Source organism: Mitsuokella apri (genome assembly GCF_051886055.1).
GTDB lineage: Bacteria > Bacillota > Negativicutes > Selenomonadales > Selenomonadaceae > Mitsuokella.
The window spans coordinates 1-19,556 of record NZ_JBJEXT010000001.1; the positions used below are offsets into that span (position 1 = coordinate 1).

The window sequence follows — 19,556 nt, forward strand, 5'->3', positions numbered from 1 at the left end:
ACTGGATGTACATCATCCCCGTCGGCATCATCTATTTCTTCCTCTATTACTTCATCTTCACTTGGATGATCAAGAAATTCGACTTTAAGACGCCGGGCCGTGAGGACGACGACGAGGAGACGAAACTCTACACAAAGGCCGATTATCAGGCGAAAAAGGGCGCAGGCGGCGCTTCTTCTGCACAGGCCGTCGAAGACGCCAAGAGCTCGATGATTGCGCGCGGTCTCGGCAGCAAGCGCAATATCACGTCCGTTGACTGCTGTGCAACGCGTCTGCGCTGCTCGGTAGCCGATTCTTCGCTCGTCAATGAAAAAATCCTCAAGGCAACGGGTGCCGTAGGCGTCATCATCAAGGGCACGGGCGTTCAGGTCATCTATGGTCCGCAGGTCGCTGTTATCAAGGCCAATCTTGAGACGTATCTTGAGACGGCGCCGGATGTCGAGCCTGAACTCGAGGCTCCTGCCGAAGAAGCAAAACCTGAGGCAAAAACGGAAGAGCCGAAAAAAGAAGCTCCTAAAGCGGCTGCCACGCATATTCTATGCAGTCCGGTAGCCGGCGATGTCCACCCGATTACGGAAGCTCCGGATGAAGCTTTTGCGAGCAAGATGATGGGCGATGGCTTCTTTGTCTATCCGACAGAAGAAAATGTCTATGCACCGGCTGACGGCGAAGTCGTCTTCGTCTTCGATACGAAGCATGCCATCGGCATGAAAGCTGCAGATGGCACGGAATACCTACTGCACATCGGCATTGATACCGTCAATCTCGGCGGCAAGGGCTTTGAGGTCTTTGTCGAAGCTGGTCAGAAAGTCAAAAAGGGCGATAAGCTCATGCATTTCGATGATGCTTATATCAAAGAACATGCGAAGTCCGACGCCTGCCTCGTGATTTTCACGGGCCTGCAGGAAGGCCAGTCCGTGACGATGGCAAAGAATGGCGAAGTCAAGGCTCTTGACGAAGTTGCTAAGTTCTAAGGTTTGGTTCAAACAAAAACTATCGTTATAACTTAATGCGTTAAAAAATCTCCTTATAAGGCTATAGCAAATAACCATCTAAATAGGTTATAATGATAGCATCATATAAGGGGGTTTTTTATGTTTCGCGTCATCAAGCCACTCAATAATAATGGCCTGCTGGCCCTTACGGGGGAAGGGCAGGAGGTCATTCTGCTCGGCAAGGGCATTGGTTTTGGCAGGAAGAGCGGAGAACGCTTGGAAAATATTCCTGCGGCTAAGATTTATCGTCTTGACAACAATGATAAGCGCAGTGCCCTGCAGGCTGTCAATGGTATTGACCCGCACGCTTTGGAACTGGCTGCGGATGTGCTGGAGGAGGCTCGCAACGTCTTTCCGGAAATGACTGATGACATCCTGCTGCCCATGGCAGACCACATTGCCATGGCCCTGGAGCGAAAAAGGCGCGGCATCCGTCTGCCGAATCCCCTGCAGCACGATATTATGGTGATGTTCCCCGATGAATACCGTGTGGCAGAAAAGGGGCTGGCAGCGATACGCCGGGAAAGCGGCGAAGAACTGCCGCCAGAGGAAGCAGGCTATCTTTCCCTGCACATTCATGCCGGCATCAGCGAGCAGAAAGCGGGGGACAGTCTGACGAATATTCGCTTGGCAGCTGCCTGCATTGAACGCATTGAAAAAAATTTGGGCTGTACACTTCGGCGCACCGAACTCAAGTATACGCGTCTGATCAGCCATATCTGCTATATGATTCTGCGCATCCGCGCGCAGGAGAATGTGCCCCTGCAGATGGATGAGTATGTGCGCAAGATGTATCCTAAGTCCTATGAATTAGCTGCAGAGATCTGCGCTTATCTGGGAGAGTATCTCAGGCTGCCTGTGGCACCTGCGGAAATCACGCTGCTGGCCATTCATATCCAGCGTGTCCTTTAAACCCGTTTGTACGTTTTGAAAGGGGAGAGGGACCCTGCGTGGCAAGTAGTTTTCCTTGACAAGACTTGACAAAGGAATGGGCACATCGCTATAATGAATTGAGGTTGATGCTGATATGAAAATAAACATTGCTGAATCGAATGCGGACCTCATGCAGGAGATTCCGTTTGCGTTCACGACGACTGCCGAAGCCATCGGTGCCGTTGCGGACGATTATGCCTTTGTAGGACCTTTGCGTATCGAAGGGCATATCGTCAACACGGGAACCTGCTGGCGCGCGGAAGGCGTCATTCGCTGTACGAAATCTTTTGTATGTGACCGCTGCCTGGCTCCCTGTGAGGAAGCACAGGAACATCCTTTTTCTGAGGAGTTCCGCCGCAGGGGAGATATGGCGGCCGATGAGGATACGAATCTTTTTGATGGCGATCTTATCGATCTCACGGACCTTGTCCGTGACACCGTTCTGGCGGCTCAGCCGCTCAGCAAACTCTGCAAGCCCGACTGCAAAGGGCTCTGTCCTGTATGCGGGGCAGACCTGAACAAAGGGGACTGCGGCTGCGACCGGTTTGTACCGGACCCGCGCATGGCCGCCTTGCAGGAATTATTAGCGAAAAATAAGAAATGAACTCGTAAGGAGGTGTACCCCGAAATGGCAGTACCAAAGCGCAAAACTTCGAAAGCACGCCGTGACCAGCGCCGTGCCAACTGGAAGCTCGAGGCTCCTGGCTTCGTAGCCTGCCCGCAGTGCCATGAACCGAAGATGCCTCATCATGTATGCCCGGAATGCGGCTATTATGATGGCAAAGAGGTTGTTAAGGCAGCTGAATAATCTAAAAGCAATATAAGCAGGACGTATGTCCTGCTTATTCTTTTTTGCGGTCTTGCCCAAGCACTGCGGCAAGACTTGCATTTTTAGTACAAACACCGTATAATAAATCCTGATATAAGGTTGTAATATCAGGTACTAAACTTTTAGAAAGGAGATGAGAGGATGGCACGGGTCAAGAAAAAAGAACGTCAGCAGATTTTGCTGCAGCAAGTCAAGGAAAAGCCGTTCCTGACGGATGAAGAACTCGCACAGAAACTTTCTGTCAGCGTCCAGACGATTCGTCTGGACCGTTTGGAACTTGGCATACCGGAACTTCGCGGACGTATCCGCAAAATGGCGGAGAGCGCCCAGCACAAAGTCAAATCCATAGAAAGCGGTGATGTGGTTGGCGAACTCATCGATCTTGAGCTCGGTCATTCCGGCATCTCCCTGCTGCGCATCACGGATGATATGGTCTTTGCCAAAACAAAGATTGCCAAGGGCTATTATATGTTCTCACAGGCAAATTCCCTGGCGTTGGCCATCATCGATGCCCCGATGGCAGTCACCGGCGTAGCAAATGTTAAATACAAGGTGCCTGTACACGTTGGGGAGAAACTCATTGCTAAGGCGGAAATTGTCAGGGTTCGCGGCAATAAGTATTTTGTCTGGGTCAAGACCCGCAACGATACGCAGGAAGTATTCCGTGCGAAATTCATCATGGTTTCGTGGGGAGAGGAGTGAGGGGGAATTCCGGCATGAAAATTGCAGTAGATGCCATGGGCGGTGACTATGCACCGCTTGAAATTGTTTTTGGTGCGGTTCGCGCCGCTAAAAAATATCATTGTGAAATCGTACTGGTTGGCGACGAGAAAAAAATCCGCGAGGTCCTTTCCAAAGAGAAGGGCTGGGAAAATCTCGGCATTACGATCCAGCATGCTTCACAGGTCATTGAGATGGGGGAACATCCCGCAGATGCCGTAAGGACGAAAAAGGATGCTTCGATTGTAGTGGCGACGCGTCTCGTCAAGGATGGCATTTGTGACGCCGTACTTTCTGCAGGCAGCACCGGGGCGGCCGTGACAGCAGCTCAGCTCATCCTGCGGCGCATCAAGGGCATTGGGCGTCCGACGATTGCTACGCCAATGCCGACGCCAAAGGGCGTCACGCTTCTGCTCGATTCCGGGGCCAATGTGGATTCCAAGCCGGAACATCTCGTACAAAGCGGCATCATGGGCTCGATTTATGCTGAATATGTCTTTAAAATAAAGAACCCGCGCGTCGGACTTCTCAATATCGGCGAGGAAGAGACGAAAGGCAATGAACAGGCGAAGGCGACTTACGCACTGCTCAAAAATATGCATACGATCAATTTCTGCGGCAATGCCGAAGGACGCGATGTGCCGAAGGGAAATTTTGACGTCGTAATTTGTGATGGATTTGTTGGCAATGTTGTGCTAAAATTTGCAGAGGGACTGGCGAAGACAATCCTGAAGCTTATCAAGGAGGCTGTCAAAGGCGGCGGCATTCTTGCCAAGCTTGGCGCCCTGCTGCTGACGCCAACACTCAAGAAGCTCGCCAAGCGTCTTGATGTAACGGAATATGGCGGCGCACCGCTCTTAGGTGTCAATGGCTGCTGCATCATCAGCCATGGTTCGTCCAATGCCAAGTCCATTTGCAGTGCAATCGGTGTGGCAAATGATTATGTCCGGGGGGACGTTTTGTCGCATATCCGTGATACACTTGCGAAGGAGGATATACTGACGCATGATGGAGAAAAGAAATAGCGCTGGTATTCTCGGAACAGGCTGGTATGTGCCGGAGAAAATCATTACCAATGCGGACCTTGAAAAAATGGTCGACACGAATAATGAATGGATTGTAGAGCGCACGGGCATTCATGAGCGCCATGTGGCGGCAGAGGGCCAGCCGGCATCGGATCTGGCAGAACGTGCCGCGCGCATGGCTCTTAAAGATGCTGGCATAAGTTCGTCAGATCTGGATCTTATCATAGTCGCAACGATGACGCCGGACCGTGTCATTCCTGCGGCTGCCTGCATCCTTCAGGACCGTCTTGGCGCCTTGCGGGCAGGGGCTTTTGATTTATCTGCTGCCTGCTCCGGCTTTGCTTATGCGGCCGCGGTGGCCTGCCAGTTCATTGAAACGGGCGCTTACCGCCATGTCCTGGTGGTCGGGGCTGAGGCTTTGTCCAAGGTGATTGACTGGACAGACCGCAGCACCTGCATCCTGTTTGGAGATGGTGCAGGAGCTGCGGTATTCGGTCCTGTGGAAACAGGCCTTGGCCTGCAGGGCTTTGACCTTGGCAGCGACGGTGCCGGCGGCGACCTGCTCGAGATTCCGGCAGGCGGCAGCCTGCAGCCTTTGACGGCTGAAGCGCTCCTGGCACATGAGAACTGCATCCATATGGACGGTCGGGCTGTGTTCCGCTTTGCTGTCAGAATCCTTGGAGAGACGGTAGAAAAATCGCTGGCAAAGGCGGGCTTTTCCAAGAAGGACTTGGATTGGCTCGTACCGCATCAGGCCAATACGCGCATCCTGGATGCGGCAGCTAAGCGCCTGGAACTGCCAGCTGAGAAAATCATCGTCAATATCGAAAAATATGGCAATATGTCAGCGGCGTCCATACCGGTTGCCCTGGCGGAAGCGGCGCATGCGCACCGTTTCAAGAAAGGCGATCTCGTTGCCCTTGCCGGCTTTGGTGCCGGACTTACCTGGGCATCCTGCATCATGAAATGGGCTAAGGAGGACTAATCTGATGTTTGAAAACAATGCAATCTGTAAATTACTCAACATAAAGTATCCGATTTTCCAGGGCGGTATGGCATGGATTGGCACGGCTGAACTTGCTTCGGCTGTTTCGAATGCCGGAGGCCTCGGCATCATTGGTGCCGGTCATATGCCGCCTGAAATTCTGCGCGCTGAAATCCAGAAATGCAAGGGCTGGACGGATAAGCCGTTTGGTGTCAATGTCATGCTCATGAGCCCGTATGTCAAGGAAGTCATGCAGGTCGTACTCGAGGAGAAGGTACCGGTCGTCACGACCGGTGCAGGCAATCCGGGCGAGTATGTGCCGGCTCTTAAAGAGATTGGCACGAAAGTCATTCCTGTCGTTGCCTCTGTGGCTCTCGCAAAACGTCTCGTGCGGGGCGGCGTTGATGCCGTCATCGCAGAGGGCACGGAGTCGGGCGGTCATATCGGTGAAATCACGACGATGGCACTCGTGCCGCAGATTGTCGATGCTGTCGATGTGCCGGTCATTGGCGCTGGCGGCATTGCCGATTCGCGCGGCATGGCAGCGGCTTTTGCCCTCGGCGCACAGGCCGTTCAGATGGGCTCGCGCTTTGTCATGAGCGAGGAATGCATCGCGCATCCGAACTACAAGAAGATGGTCCTCAAGGCCAAAGACCGTTCGACGGTTGTTACGGGCCGTACGCTCGGTCATCCGGCACGCGTGCTCCACAACAAGCTCACGCGCAAATATCAGGAAATGGAAGCAGCAGGGGCACCGGCAGAAGAACTCGAGAAGCTCGGTGTGGGCTCCCTGCACCGTGCTACGCACGAGGGCGATGTCGAGAACGGCTCCGTCATGATCGGCGAGATCTCTGGCATGCTCAATGACATCAAGCCGGTCAAGACGATCATCGAAGATATTGTGAATGGCCTGCCGGGCGTCATCCAGACTATTCAGGACGACTGTAAATAATCTCATATTATAATAGAAATCATTCTGCTATTCTGTAACACAGATGCGTTTGTCAATATATAGAAGAAAAACAATCAGGGGGGTAGTGCAACGTGAATAAACTCGCATTCGTATTTCCAGGTCAGGGTGCTCAGGCTGTTGGCATGGGCAAAGATCTCTTCGACAAATATGATGCTGCCAAAAAAATTTTTGCTGAAGCGGATGAGGCACTCGGCTATTCCATCAAGGATATGTGCTTTGAAGGGCCGGCTGATGACCTGAAGCTCACGGCCAACACGCAGCCGGCAATCCTGACGGTCAGTGTCGTTGTCAATGAGATTCTCAAGGAACATGGCATACAGCCAGATGTTGCCGGCGGTCACAGCCTCGGTGAATATTCGGCTCTTGTCGCAGCTGGTGTCCTTTCGTTCCGCGATGCCGTCGTACTCGTCCATAAACGCGGCCAGTACATGCAGGAGGCAGTGCCTGTAGGTGAGGGCGGCATGGCTGCCATTATCGGTCTTGACGACGAGACGATTGCCGCTGCCTGCGAAAAAGCGGCGAAGGAAGCCGGCGATGTACAGCCGGTTAATTTCAACTGCCCAGGTCAGACGGTCATTGCCGGCACGACAAAGGGCGTTGAGAAGGCTGTAGAGGAACTCAAGGCCGCAGGTGCGAAAAAAGCTGTTGTTCTGCCTGTCTCGGCACCATTCCATTCGACACTGATGAAGCCGGCAGCTGAAAAACTGGCCGCTGAACTTGATCAAGTCGAAATCCGCGATGCTGCTTTCCCTGTCGTTTCAAATTATACGGGCAAACTGGAGACGAGTGCAGAAGAAATCAAGCAGAATCTTGTGGCACAGGCTGACCATCCGGTCCGCTGGATTGCCTGCGTCAATACGATGAAGGAATTTGGCGCCGATACCTTTGTCGAGGCTGGCCCTGGCAGAACGCTCTGCGGTTTCAACCGCCGCATTGACCGCTCGCTCAAGAGCCTCAATGTCGAAAATCTGGAAAGTCTGCAAAAAACGCTTGACTATTTGAAGGAGGTTCGCTAATATGCTTTTAGATGGAAAGGTTGCTCTGGTAACGGGGGCATCGCGCGGCATCGGCCGTGCCATTGCTCTCCGCCTGGCGTCTGAGGGCGCAAAGATTGCCATTAATTTTGCCGGCAATCAGAAGGCCGCTGAGGAAGTCAAGAGCAAGATTGAGGAAAATGGCGGCGAGGCCATCCTCGTGCAGGCCAATGTAGCAGATGCCGCTGCTGTTGAAGCGATGTTTGCCAAGGTCATCGAAGCATTTGGCACGATTGATATTCTCGTCAACAATGCGGGCATCACGCGTGACGGACTGCTTCTGCGCATGAAGGACGAAGATTTTGAAGCTGTCATTGATACGAACCTCAAGGGCGTGTTCTACTGCACGAAGGCAGCAGCCAAGATCATGATGAAGAAGCGCAGCGGCCGCATCGTCAATATGAGCTCGGTTGTCGGACTCATCGGCAATGCCGGACAGACGAACTATGCGGCTTCTAAGGCCGGCGTGCTCGGCTTTTCGAAATCCGCAGCCAAGGAGCTCGCTGCCCGCGGTGTCACGGTCAATATGGTCGCACCGGGCTTTATCGATACGGATATGACGGCTGTCCTGCCGGATAAAGTCAAAGAGGCTATGGTTCAGGAAATCCCGATGAAAAAGATGGGACGTCCGGAAGATGTAGCAAATGCCGTACTTTTCCTCGTATCAGACTGTGCATCTTATATCACCGGTCAGGTCGTTAATGTAGACGGCGGCATGGTTATGTGATATAACTATATAGGATACTAATTTAAGGAGGTGAAACTTCATGTCGACTTTTGAAAAAGTTAGAGATATCGTTGTTGAGCAGCTTGGCGTTGAGCCGGACGAGGTCGCAATCGATTCTACCTTCATCGATGATTTGGGCGCTGATTCCCTGGATATCGTTGAGCTGATCATGGCTTTCGAAGAGGAATTCAACATTGAGATTCCGGATGAGGCTGCTGAGAAGATCAAGACCGTTCAGGATGTAGTTACCTACATTGACCAGCACAAGGACAAATAAGATTGAGCGTCTTACCTTTTGAGAATCCCGTGAAGTTGCTTCGCGGGATTTTCTTAAGAGGTAAAATGATTGGAGGAGTAACATTGAAACTTCCAGAGCTTAAGATTGGCAACAAGATTGCACGCGTACCAATCCAGCAGGGTGGTATGGCAATCCGCTTGTCAACGGCCCGTCTGGCTGCAGCTGTTGCGAACGAGGGCGGTATCGGCCTCATTGCTGCATCAGGTATGAGCCACGACGAACTGCGTTATGAAATCAGGCTCGCACGTTCGCTCACATCTGGTATCATCGGCATCAACATCATGGTTGCAGCCCGTGACTTTGCAGGCATTGTCAAGACGGCCATCGATGAAGGCATCGATCTCGTTGTAGCAGGTGCAGGCTTTTCACGTGATATGTTTGGCCTTGGCAAGGAATCCGGAACTCCGATTGTTCCGATCGTTTCTTCTGTAAAATTAGCGAAAATATCAGAGCGTCTTGGCGCAGCAGCTATTGTACTCGAGGGCAAGGAAGCCGGCGGTCATCTGGGCACGAACACGTCTGTACGTGACCTTATCTCAGATGTCAGCGCGGCTGTCAAAATCCCGGTCATTGCGGCCGGCGGCGTCCTCCATGGCCAGGACATCGTTGATTTGATAAAGATGGGCGCAGCGGGCGTCCAGATGGGTTCGCGTTTTGCCGCTTCTGAGGAATCGAATGCAGCACCGGCCCTTAAGGAATACTATTTGAAATCGAAACCGGAAGATATCGTCGTCATTCACAGTCCTGTCGGCCTGCCGGGCCGTGCTGTGCGCACGCCGTTCTCGGCCAGAGTCCTTGAAGGCCCTGTACCGCCGAAGACCTGCGATGCGTGCCTTAAGGCCTGCAAGCATAATTTCTGCATCATCCGCGCGCTGATTCGCGCACAGCAGGGCGATGTGGAAACGGGACTTGTCTTCACGGGGGAATATATGCCTCGCATCGACAAGATTATGTCGGTCCACGAGATTTTTGAGCAACTCAAGAAAGAAGCAGAAGCTGCGAACTGATTTTCAAGTGCCGCTAAGGCGGCCTTGGGAAAGTACAAAAGTACATTAGAGGGGAGTCATTGTTTTGAGTAAACGCGTAGTAATTACGGGCCTGGGGGCCATCACCCCAATCGGTATCGGTAAGGACGCATTCTGGGAAGGCCTGATGGAAGGCAAAAACGGTATTGGTATGATCACCCGTTTCGATGCGTCGGAATACCATGCCAAGATTGCCGGTGAGGTCAAGGATTTCGATCCGACGGCGTACATCGACAAAAAAGAGTCCAAACGCATGGACCGCTATGCCCAGTTCGCTGTGGCAGCAGCCAAGATGGCCATCGAGGATGCGAAGCTCGACCTGGAAAAGGAAGACTGCGACCGCATCGGCACGTATATCGGCGCCGGCATTGGCGGCATCGAGACGATGCATGCTCAGTATAAGAAACTCTTCGAAAAGGGACCAAACCGCATCAGCCCCTTCTTCATCCCGATGATGATTGCGAACCTCGCAGCCGGTCAGGTGGCCATCACCTTTAAACTTCATGGCCCTTCCTCCTGCGTGGTCACGGCCTGTGCAACGGGCACGAACTGCATCGGCGATGCGTTCCGCGTGATTCAGGAAGGCAAGGCTGACGTCATGGTAGCAGGCGGCACGGAAGCGGCCATCAGTCAGGCTGCCGTTGCCGGCTTTGCTGCCATGAAGGCACTCTGCATGGACCACAACGACGACCCGGCTCATGCTTCGCGTCCGTTCGATAAGAACCGCAGCGGCTTTGTTATGGGCGAAGGCGCCGGCCTCGTCATCCTCGAGAGCCTCGAGCATGCCAAGGCACGCGGTGCTCATATCTATGCTGAACTCGTCGGCTACGGTGCAAACTCCGATGCTTATCATATGACGAGCCCGGCTCCGGGCGGCGAGTATCAGGCCAAATGCATGCAGCTGGCCATTGATGACGCCGGCCTGACGCCTGCCGATATCGATTATGTCAATGCCCATGGCACGTCGACGCACCTCAACGATGAAGGCGAATCCCTCGCCATCAAGTCGGTCTGGGGCGAACATGCCAAGGATGTTTCCGTTTCTTCGATCAAGTCGATGACGGGCCATCTTTTAGGTGCTGCCGGCGGCATTGAAGCTGTCGCTACGGCTCTGACGATCGAAAACGACATGATGCCGCCGACGATCAACTACGAGACGCCGGATGAAGGCCTTGACCTCGACTATGTACCGAACAAGGCGCGTGCCAAGAAGGTCCGTGCCGCTATCTCGAACAACTTCGGTTTTGGCGGTCACAATGCCTGCATTGTCATGAAGAAATTCACGGAGTAATCGTCATGGGAACTGTTCTGAAGGAAGGGCGCCGTCAGGAGCTTTTAGAGCTCTCAAAGCGCCTCGGTGTGGAATTCCATGACCTCGGACTCCTCGACCAGGCTTTGACGCATACTTCGTATGCCAATGAAGCAAAGCGGAACACTGCCCATAATGAACGTCTCGAATTTTTAGGAGATGCTGTGCTGGAGCTTGCCTCCAGCACTTATCTTTATGAGCACTTTCCGGAAATGCCCGAAGGGGAACTGACAAAGACGCGCGCGAGCATCGTCTGCTCGATGACGCTGGCGGCGCTCGCTTCAAATCTGCATCTTGGCGATTATCTTCTGCTCGGACGCGGCGAGGAAATGGGCGGCGGCCGCACGCGTCAGACGAATCTTGAAGACGTCTTCGAGGCTGTCATTGGTGCTGTTTATCTCGACCAGGGCTGGGAAACGGCGCAGGCCTATGTCGTGCGCCAGCTCAGCGGCGAATTTGACAAGGCCGAGCATGGTGCCATCCTCAAGGATTACAAGACCATCCTGCAGGAAATTGTCTTTCGCAAGGAAGGGCAGAGCATCGATTATGAGCTCGTCTCCGAGTCGGGCCCCGACCATGCCAAGGAATTCACGTTCCGCGTGTGCGTGACGGGCAAAGTCATGGGCGAAGGCACGGGCCGCAGCAAAAAAGAAGCGGAACAGCATGCCGCGCGCGTGGCTCTTGAGAAGATTGCGCCGCATACAAAAAGAAAACGCTGAAAAAGCCTTTAAATATCGATTATAATAAAGCAGGGGTGCTGACAATGTCGGTGCCCTTGTTTTATAATGAAAGAAGATATATGGATAGGAGGCAGTAAAATATGCGAAAACTTACGATGCTTGGCACAGGCAATGCCATGGTGACGAAATGCTACAATACATGTTTTTTCCTGACACTCGACAACGGCGATTATTTCCTGACGGATGCGGGCGGCGGCAATGGCATCCTGCGGCAGCTCGAGCTCGCGGGCTTTGATTATCAGAAATGCCATCATATGTTTGTGACGCACGGTCACACGGACCATGTACTCGGCGTCATCTGGGTCATGCGCAAGGTCGCGGACCTCATGAACAAGGGCAAGTATCAGGGAGAATTCCACATCTACTGCCACGATGTCGTTAAGGACATGTTGCTGACCATGACGAAAATGACGCTGAAGAAAAAGGATTTTGCGCGCGTGGGCACGAGCATCTTCCTGCATGAAGTCAAGGACGGCTCCATAGTCAATTTTGAGGACCTCCAGCTCACGGCTTTTGACATCCTTTCGACGAAGGCCAAGCAGTTTGGCTATGAACTCCGCTTCAAGGACGGCCTGCGCTTTACCTGCCTCGGCGATGAACCGTACAATGAGCACGATGAAAAATACGCCAAAGGCGCGGACTGGCTGCTGGCCGAAGCGTTCTGCAAATACGGCGACCGCGACAAATTCAAACCGTATGAAAAGAACCATTCGACGGTCAAGGAGGCCAGCGAGCTCGCGGAAAAACTCGGCGTCAAGAATCTCGTCCTCTATCATACGGAAGACAAGAGCATTGCGACACGCAAGCACGATTATACGGCAGAAGCCAAGGAATACTACCACGGCAATGTCTTTGTTCCAGATGACCTCGATGTCATCCCGCTCGATGAAAAGTAAAGCATAATAAAAGGCGCATCCCTTTTTGCAGGATGCGCCTTTTGTAATTGCTGTTCATTTTGACGGAGCGGTGTTCATTTTTTCGACATAGTGATTGAAGTTGACGATGGAGTCGCGCAGCTCATTTTGTTCCTCGGTGCTGAGATTGCTGAGACTGCGCAGAAATTTGCGGCGGACAATTTCATTCTGGTCGTCGATGAGCTTTTCGCCGGCTTTGGTCAATGAGACCAGCGTGCGGCGCCGGTCCTCAGGGTCCGGTCTCTTGCTGATGAAGCCCGCCTGCAGCAGTTTTTCACAGATGTTGCTCATCTGCTGTTTGGATATCAGGAGATTCTTGCCAATTTCTGTTACACTGGCGTTTTTTTCAAGGCGCAGAGTCATGAGCGTGGCAAACTGATTCAGAGGTACAGGGACAGCGAGATTGCGATAAAATTTTCGATGGATGAGCACGAGTGTCTCGATAAAAGAAGCAGAAATTTCCTGTGATGCTTCTGGATTCTCTGGGGACATATTCAATCTCCTTTGGTAACTTGAGTTGCATTTCGGTATGGTATAGAAATTGATGAGGAAATACAAATTAAATTTCTATGAAAGCCTTGTATTATAAGACTGTTTTTCTTGACTTTTACACAAATATACTATACTATAAGATTCTGAAATAGTAAACATTTATTTACTATCAAAGAAGGGAAGTAAGGGTATCCACGGATACCGTAAAGAAGGAGGTTATCTCTTTGTTTTTTGCGAAGAACAAGAAACCGCTGGCAATCATGCTGACGCTTGCGCTGTCGGCTTCGGTGCTGCTCGCCGGCTGCGGCTCAAGCAAACAGCAGGCAGCCTCGAATGCAACGCAGGTCAAAGCCATGAAGGTCCTGCAGCAGGACGCGCCGATTACCAGTGAGTACGCTGGCCAGGTCGTCGGCAAGGACGAGGTCAAAGTACAGTCAAAGGTATCCGGCAAGATTGTCGAGAAGTATTTCCACGGCGGTGAACACGTCGATGCAGGGCAGCCGCTCTACCGCATCGATTCCCGCCAGTACGAGTCGGCCGTCCTGCAGGCTCAGGCAAATCTCGCCCAGTCGCAGGCAACGCTGTCGAATGCCCAGACTGACCTCTACCGCGATCAGGAACTTTTGAATTCCGATGCCATTTCGGAGCAGACCGTTACGACGCAGCAGGCGAATGTCAACGCTTATTCGGCCGCAGCTGCCGCTAATCAGGCTCTCGTGCAGAAGGCACAGCAGGATCTCGATGATACGGTCATCTATGCGCCGATGTCCGGTCAGGTTTCCGTCGATGATGTCGCTGTCGGCACGTTTGCCACGGCCGGCAATACAAACCTCGTGACCATCGGTACAGTGGACCCGGTCTTCGTTCAGTTCAGCATTTCCGAGGCGGAATATCTGAAATTCCGCAATATCCAGCAGATGCAGAGCGGTTCTGACAGAGACCCTCTCGATGTAACGGTCAGACTCTCGGACGGCACGATGTATCCGCTCGATGGCAAAATCGTGCAGGCGGACCGTGCTTTGGCGCAGAATACGGGTACTCTGAGCATCAAAGCCCTGTTCCCAAATCCAAATGGTCTTCTGCTGCCGGGCATGTTCGCCCGCGTTCGGCTGACAGGCGAGACGGTGCCGAATGCCATTCTTGTGCCGCAGCGCGCCGTGCAGCAGCTGCTCGATAAAACGTTTGTCATGGTCGTCGGCGATGACGGCAAGTCGGAGGCTCGTTCCGTTACACTCGGCCAGCAGGTCGGCAGCTACTACATCGTCAAAGATGGCCTTTCTGCGAATGACACGGTTATTGTCGAAGGTCTCTCAAGCCTGACAGAAGGCAAGGACCTCGCTGTGACGATGGTAACGCCTGACGAGATGGGCTTCTCGTTCGAGGAAGATACGACGCCGTACGATACGATGACCAACTCTTCGGATTCGAGCAGCGGCAGCAACAGCTAAGGGGGCGGCGTTTTGTCTAAATTTTTTATTCACCGCCCGATCTTCGCCATCGTTATCTCGCTGATCATTGTCATCGCCGGCGGCATCGCAGCGACACAGCTGCCTATTGCGCAGTACCCGCAGATTTCACCGCCGACCGTCAGTGTCAGCACGACATATACGGGCGCCAGTGCCTCCGTCGTCAATCAGACGGTCGCACAGATTGTCGAGGACCAGGTCAACGGTACGCAGGGCATGGACTACATGTCCTCAAGCTCCGATGATACCGGCCGCTACAGTCTTTCTGTCACATTTGAGACTGGCACGGACGGCGATATGGACTCTGTCAAGGTCCAGAACAACGTCGCTTCGGCTACCAGCCAGCTGCCGTCAGAAGTTCAGCAGGTCGGTCTGACGACGAAGAAATCCACGAATGATATGGCCTATATGATGGCCTTCTACTCACCGGATGGCACGTACGACCGTGCTTTCATGAAGAACTACGCGACGATTTACCTCATCGATAAACTCAAGCGTATCAATGGCGTCGGCAACGTACAGGTTTTCGGTTCGGATTATGCTATGCGCGTCTGGCTCAATCCGGACAAACTCGCTGAACTCAATCTGACGGTTGCGGATGTTTCGGCAGCCATCAAGGAGCAGAACATTCAGGCTCCGGCCGGTACTATCGGTGGCATGCCGGTCAATAACGGTCAGGAAAAACAGATGTCCGGCAAGATTGAAGGCCGTCTGACGACACCGGAAGAATTCGGCAATGTCATCATCAAATCGAATGGTGACGGCCAGTTCGTCCGCCTCAAGGACGTGGCCAAGATTGAAACAGGTCAGCAGTCATCTGCCATTATTTCCAAATTCAAAGGCTATCCGTCCGTTGGTTTCGGCATCAACCTGACGAGTGACGCCAACGCCATGAAGACGGTTGCACAGGTTCGTCAGGTATTCGATGAAGCAAAGACCACGCTGCCGCCGGGAATGGAGATGTCGACGATTTTCGATTCGACGAATTACATCAGCACCTCCATCAAGGAAGTTCTGGAGACGTTTGTCGAAGCATTGCTCCTCGTCGTGTTTGTCATCTTCATTTTCCTGCAGAACTGGCGTGCAACGCTCATACCGCTGCTGGCTGTACCGGTATCTCTTATTGGTACGCTCGGTGCGTTCCTGATTCTCGACTTTTCCATCAATACCCTGACGCTTTTCGCCATGGTTCTGGCCATCGGTCTGGTCGTCGATGATGCGATCGTCGTTATCGAGAACGTCGAGAAACACATGGAAGAGGGGCTGACGCCTGTCGATGCGACGGAACGCGCCATGGACGAGGTTCAGGGCCCTGTGGTCGCCATTGCTGTTGTCCTCTCGGCCGTATTCGTGCCGGTTGCTTTCCTCGGCGGCATGACAGGCGTCCTCTACAGACAGTTCGCCCTGACGATTGCCGTGTCCGTCTGCCTTTCGGCCTTTGTGGCCCTGACGCTGACGCCGGCTCTCTGCGCGATGATGCTCAAGAAGCATACGGAAAAGGACGATGAAGGCGTCCTCGGACGTTTTTTTGTCAAGTTCAACAATTGGTTTGACCGCACGAAGCGCGGTTATGTCGGCGTGGTGGCCAAGTTTATCCGTCATTCGCGCCTGGCCCTTATCTTCCTGCTCATCGTGGCGGGCTGTGCGGGCCTCGTCTATACGAAGCTGCCTGCAACCTTCGTTCCTTCGGAGGACCAGGGCTATATGTTCGCGGCAATTGAAATGCCGGATGGCACTTCGGCCAACCGCACGCAGGCAGTCGTCGACAAAGTCAATACAGCCCTGATGCAGAGCGTCAAGGGGCTGGACAGCACAATGGCCATCACGGGCTTTTCGCCTCTGTCGGGCGGTTCTTCGTCAAGTGCCGGCATGATCGTTGTCGGCATGAAGGACTGGTCGCAGCGTCAGGATATCAGTGAATCCGTCAATGCTGCTGTGCAGACGGCCTTTGGCGTCGGTGCTAAGGTAGCGCCTGAAGCTACGGTCATCGCCATGAACCCGCCGGCTCTGCCGGGCCTCGGTATGACGGGCGGCTGGACACTGCAGCTGCAGGATATGACGGGCCATTCGGAAGAAGAGCTCAACAACCTGACGAAACAGATTGTCGCAGCTGCAAACCAGCGTCCGGAACTCGCCGGCGTCCGCTCGACGTATTCGGCTGGTTCTCCTGTCATGCAGTACGAGGTTGACCGTGAGAAGGTCAAGAACCTAGGCATCCAGCTTTCCGATGTATTCACGGCCATGCAGGTCAACTACGGCGGCTATCAGGTCAATGACTTTAACCGCTTCGGCCGCAGCTACAAGGTCATGCTGCAGGCCGATAACGACTACCGCAGCTCGACCGACGCCATGAAATTCATGTTCGTCAAATCGAGCAAAGGTACGATGGTGCCGCTCGATACGCTCTTAAAGCCGAAATTCACGTCGGGACCGTCGACGATTTCGCGCTTCAACGGCACGCGTTCCATTCAGATTACAGGCCAGCCGGGCAATGGCTATTCGTCCGGTCAGGCCATGAACGCCATCAAGGAAGTCGTCCAGCAGAATGCCGGTACGGGCTTCAACATTGAATGGTCCGGTCAGAGCCGTGAGGAATCGAAGGCTTCGAACTCGACGATGCAGGTCCTTGTCCTGTCGCTCGTCTTTGTCTTCCTCTGCCTCGCTGCTCTCTACGAGAGCTGGAGCGTACCGTTCGCCGTCCTTTTGACGGTACCAACCGGTATTTTCGGTGCCGTTGTTTCGGAGTATGGACTCTCCATCCTCGAGGCTATGGCAGGCCACGCGAATGCGGGCCTGCAGAACAGCATCTATATGCAGATCGGTATCATCGCAATCATCGGTCTGGCGGCGAAGAACGCCATCCTGATTGTCGAATTCGCGAAGGTCCGTGTCGACCGCGGCATGGAGCCGGTCAAGGCTGCCATTGAGGCGGCCGGTCTGCGCCTGCGCCCGATCCTCATGACGTCGTTTGCCTTCATCATTGGCTGCGTGCCGCTGGCTATCGCCACGGGCGCCGGTGCTGCCGCGCGTAACGGCATGGGCGTCGCAGTTGTCGGCGGCATGCTGTTCGCTACGGCCATGGGGATCTTCCTGATCCCGGTCTTCTTCGTCGCGATGGAATGGATTGCCGCGAAACTTGGCCTCGTCAAGCAGCAGCGCAAGAAATCCTCGGCCGATTATATGTAAAAAGAGATTTTCACTATTTACGGTTACAGCCGATACAGAGGGACCGCCTTCCTTGTCAGGGAGGCGGTTCATTTGTTATAATGGCAGTATACTATATGGATCGAATCCGCTAAGCAATATAACAGGATTGTCATGAAAGGAGCGAATTACATGGCAGCAGATAAGAAAGAAGCAGCAAGCAAAAAGGAAGCACTCGAGAATGCGCTGAAGAAAATCGAGAAGGACTTCGGCAAAGGCTCAATCATGCGCCTCGGCGATGCGAAAGCCAACATGGACATCGAAGTCATCCCGACGGGCATTTTGCCTCTTGACATCGCACTTGGCGTCGGCGGTATTCCGCGCGGCCGCATTATCGAAGTCTTCGGTCCGGAATCTTCCGGTAAAACGACGGTCACGCTGCATATGATTGCAGAAGCGCAGAAACAAGGCGGCATCGCGGCGTTCATCGATGCCGAGCATGCCCTTGACCCGGTTTACGCCGCCAAGCTCGGCGTCGACATCGATTCTCTCTTGATTTCGCAGCCGGATACGGGTGAGCAGGCTCTCGACATCGTCGATGCTCTTGTGCGCAGCGGCGCCATTGACATCATCGTCGTCGACTCCGTCGCCGCCCTCGTGCCGAAGGCCGAGATTGAGGGCGATATGGGCGACAACCACGTCGGCCTGCAGGCCCGACTCATGAGTCAGGCCATGCGCAAACTCACGGGCATCATCGCCAAATCGCGCACGGCAGCGATTTTTATCAACCAGATTCGTGAAAAAGTCGGCGTCATGTTCGGCAGCCCGGAGACGACGACAGGCGGCCGCGCTCTGAAGTTCTATTCGTCTGTACGCCTTGACGTGCGCAAGATTGACACGCTCAAGCAGGGACAGGATGTCATCGGCAACCGCACGCGCATCAAGGTCGTCAAGAACAAGGTTGCCCCGCCGTTCCGCACGGCTGAATTTGACATCATGTACGGCGAAGGTGTTTCGCGCCTTTCGAGCATCATCGACATGGGCGTGGACCTCGATATTGTCGACAAGAGCGGTGCCTGGTTCTCCTACAACAACACGCGCCTTGGTCAGGGCAAGGAAAATGCCAAGCAGTCCCTGCGCGAACAGCCGCAGCTGGCCGAAGAAATCGAGGCCAAGATCCGCGCCAAACTCCTTGAAGACCCGGAAGCCGGCGATTCCATCAAACAGGCTGAGGCAGAGGTCAAGAAGGAGCAGGAAGAAGCGGCCGCTGACGGCGAAGCATGATGTACCGCAGCTATCACGCCTCGTCCTCTGAGGATGAGGCGGGCAAAAACTATGGCAGGAAACATCGGCGCACGCGCCGTCAAAAGGACTTCGGAACAGAAAACACGGAACATGCGGAACATAACGTGCGCAGCCCGAAAAAGCCGGTCAAAACGGCTCTGGTCGCAGCCGTCGATATCCTTGCACGTCAGGAGTACAGCGAAGCAAAGCTCCGCGAAAAACTTGCGCGCAAGGGCTATGCGGAAGAAGAAATGGATGCGGCCGTTGCCCGTCTCAAGGAACGTCATTATCTTGACGATGCGGCGGCCTGCCAGCGTCAGTTCGACTTTCTCTATCACGAAAGCCGCAGTTCCCTGCGCCAGATCTGTTTAAAGCTCAGGCAGCGCGGCTTCTCGAAAGAAGATATTGACGCCTGCCGGCCAAAGGATTTCTACGAGCGCGAGAAAGGCGCGGCACTGCGCGTGCTCGCGCTCAAGTTTCCGCGCGGCGGCGAGCGGCAGAAGATGATGGCCAATCTCTATCAGAAGGGCTTTGATTCGAGTGCCGCCAGAGCTGCCATTGCGGAATATCAGGAGCGCTTTGCAGAAGATTGAGCATCGTCTCCTATATAGATAATATGTAGTGACCTCCAATTGCAAGCATCGTGGATTTACCTGTATGATA

20 protein-coding genes are annotated in these 19,556 nt (G+C 53.6%); 19 read left to right on the plus strand and 1 reads right to left on the minus strand.

The window, feature by feature from the left end; all coding sequences use genetic code 11:
* From ACI4OH_RS00005 to ACI4OH_RS00075, 15 genes are all read left to right on the plus strand, one after another.
* Positions 1-974: glucose PTS transporter subunit IIA (locus ACI4OH_RS00005; RefSeq protein WP_439783901.1), on the plus strand; the 974-nt coding region annotated here is incomplete at its 5' end.
* A 120-nt stretch (positions 975-1,094) separates the two neighbouring features.
* Positions 1,095-1,907, plus strand: a complete 813-nt coding sequence (locus ACI4OH_RS00010; RefSeq protein ID WP_435721985.1) for a PRD domain-containing protein — start codon at positions 1,095-1,097, stop codon at positions 1,905-1,907.
* Between the two features lie 115 nt (positions 1,908-2,022).
* Positions 2,023-2,532 (plus strand): YceD family protein, encoded by a 510-nt coding sequence (locus tag ACI4OH_RS00015; RefSeq protein WP_435721984.1) that lies wholly within the window; start codon positions 2,023-2,025, stop codon positions 2,530-2,532.
* Positions 2,533-2,556: 24 nt separating this feature from the next.
* Positions 2,557-2,736, plus strand: coding sequence for a 50S ribosomal protein L32 (gene rpmF / locus ACI4OH_RS00020; RefSeq protein WP_005842638.1), 180 nt, complete (start codon positions 2,557-2,559; stop codon positions 2,734-2,736).
* Positions 2,737-2,898: 162 nt separating this feature from the next.
* Positions 2,899-3,459 (plus strand): transcription factor FapR, encoded by a 561-nt coding sequence (fapR, locus tag ACI4OH_RS00025; protein ID WP_432646678.1) that lies wholly within the window; start codon positions 2,899-2,901, stop codon positions 3,457-3,459.
* Between the two features lie 14 nt (positions 3,460-3,473).
* Complete coding sequence (plsX, locus tag ACI4OH_RS00030; protein WP_432646679.1) at positions 3,474-4,502, plus strand: phosphate acyltransferase PlsX; 1,029 nt, start codon at positions 3,474-3,476, stop codon at positions 4,500-4,502.
* Positions 4,483-5,487, plus strand: a complete 1,005-nt coding sequence (locus tag ACI4OH_RS00035; protein WP_432646680.1) for a beta-ketoacyl-ACP synthase III — start codon at positions 4,483-4,485, stop codon at positions 5,485-5,487. Before plsX ends, ACI4OH_RS00035 begins: the two co-directional genes overlap by 20 nt.
* Before the next feature lie 4 nt (positions 5,488-5,491).
* On the plus strand, positions 5,492-6,439 hold the full coding sequence (gene fabK / locus ACI4OH_RS00040; RefSeq protein ID WP_432646681.1) for an enoyl-[acyl-carrier-protein] reductase FabK: 948 nt from the start codon (positions 5,492-5,494) through the stop codon (positions 6,437-6,439).
* A 92-nt stretch (positions 6,440-6,531) separates the two neighbouring features.
* The gene (fabD, locus tag ACI4OH_RS00045) at positions 6,532-7,476 is read left to right on the plus strand and encodes an ACP S-malonyltransferase (RefSeq protein WP_432646682.1); all 945 of its coding nucleotides are present in this window, start codon (positions 6,532-6,534) and stop codon (positions 7,474-7,476) included.
* 1 nt (position 7,477) lies between these two features.
* A complete protein-coding gene (gene fabG, locus ACI4OH_RS00050) occupies positions 7,478-8,221 on the plus strand; it encodes a 3-oxoacyl-[acyl-carrier-protein] reductase (RefSeq protein ID WP_435721983.1) in 744 nt (247 codons plus the stop codon).
* Positions 8,222-8,261: 40 nt separating this feature from the next.
* A complete protein-coding gene (locus tag ACI4OH_RS00055; protein ID WP_005842646.1) occupies positions 8,262-8,498 on the plus strand; it encodes an acyl carrier protein in 237 nt (78 codons plus the stop codon).
* An 83-nt stretch (positions 8,499-8,581) separates the two neighbouring features.
* Complete coding sequence (locus tag ACI4OH_RS00060; protein WP_432646684.1) at positions 8,582-9,526, plus strand: NAD(P)H-dependent flavin oxidoreductase; 945 nt, start codon at positions 8,582-8,584, stop codon at positions 9,524-9,526.
* Positions 9,527-9,590: 64 nt separating this feature from the next.
* Positions 9,591-10,835, plus strand: a complete 1,245-nt coding sequence (fabF, locus tag ACI4OH_RS00065; RefSeq protein ID WP_432646685.1) for a beta-ketoacyl-ACP synthase II — start codon at positions 9,591-9,593, stop codon at positions 10,833-10,835.
* A 5-nt stretch (positions 10,836-10,840) separates the two neighbouring features.
* Complete coding sequence (gene rnc, locus ACI4OH_RS00070; RefSeq protein ID WP_435721981.1) at positions 10,841-11,572, plus strand: ribonuclease III; 732 nt, start codon at positions 10,841-10,843, stop codon at positions 11,570-11,572.
* A gap of 101 nt (positions 11,573-11,673) precedes the next feature.
* Positions 11,674-12,489, plus strand: coding sequence for an MBL fold metallo-hydrolase (locus tag ACI4OH_RS00075; protein ID WP_432646687.1), 816 nt, complete (start codon positions 11,674-11,676; stop codon positions 12,487-12,489).
* A gap of 54 nt (positions 12,490-12,543) precedes the next feature.
* Here ACI4OH_RS00075 and ACI4OH_RS00080 read toward each other — a convergent pair whose 3' ends face one another.
* Positions 12,544-12,999, minus strand: coding sequence for a MarR family winged helix-turn-helix transcriptional regulator (locus ACI4OH_RS00080; protein WP_432646688.1), 456 nt, complete (start codon positions 12,997-12,999; stop codon positions 12,544-12,546).
* A 224-nt stretch (positions 13,000-13,223) separates the two neighbouring features.
* Between ACI4OH_RS00080 and ACI4OH_RS00085 the strand changes: the two genes are divergently transcribed.
* From ACI4OH_RS00085 to ACI4OH_RS00100, 4 genes are all read left to right on the plus strand, one after another.
* On the plus strand, positions 13,224-14,447 hold the full coding sequence (locus ACI4OH_RS00085) for an efflux RND transporter periplasmic adaptor subunit (RefSeq protein ID WP_435721978.1): 1,224 nt from the start codon (positions 13,224-13,226) through the stop codon (positions 14,445-14,447).
* Between the two features lie 12 nt (positions 14,448-14,459).
* Entirely contained in the window at positions 14,460-17,651 is a 3,192-nt protein-coding gene (locus tag ACI4OH_RS00090) for an efflux RND transporter permease subunit (protein ID WP_435721977.1), read from the plus strand.
* A 150-nt stretch (positions 17,652-17,801) separates the two neighbouring features.
* Positions 17,802-18,893 (plus strand): recombinase RecA, encoded by a 1,092-nt coding sequence (gene recA / locus ACI4OH_RS00095; RefSeq protein WP_432646691.1) that lies wholly within the window; start codon positions 17,802-17,804, stop codon positions 18,891-18,893.
* Positions 18,890-19,486: a regulatory protein RecX gene (locus ACI4OH_RS00100; protein ID WP_435721976.1), complete on the plus strand. Its 597-nt coding sequence runs from the start codon at positions 18,890-18,892 to the stop codon at positions 19,484-19,486. Before recA ends, ACI4OH_RS00100 begins: the two co-directional genes overlap by 4 nt.
* The last annotated feature ends 70 nt before the right edge of the window (positions 19,487-19,556 follow it).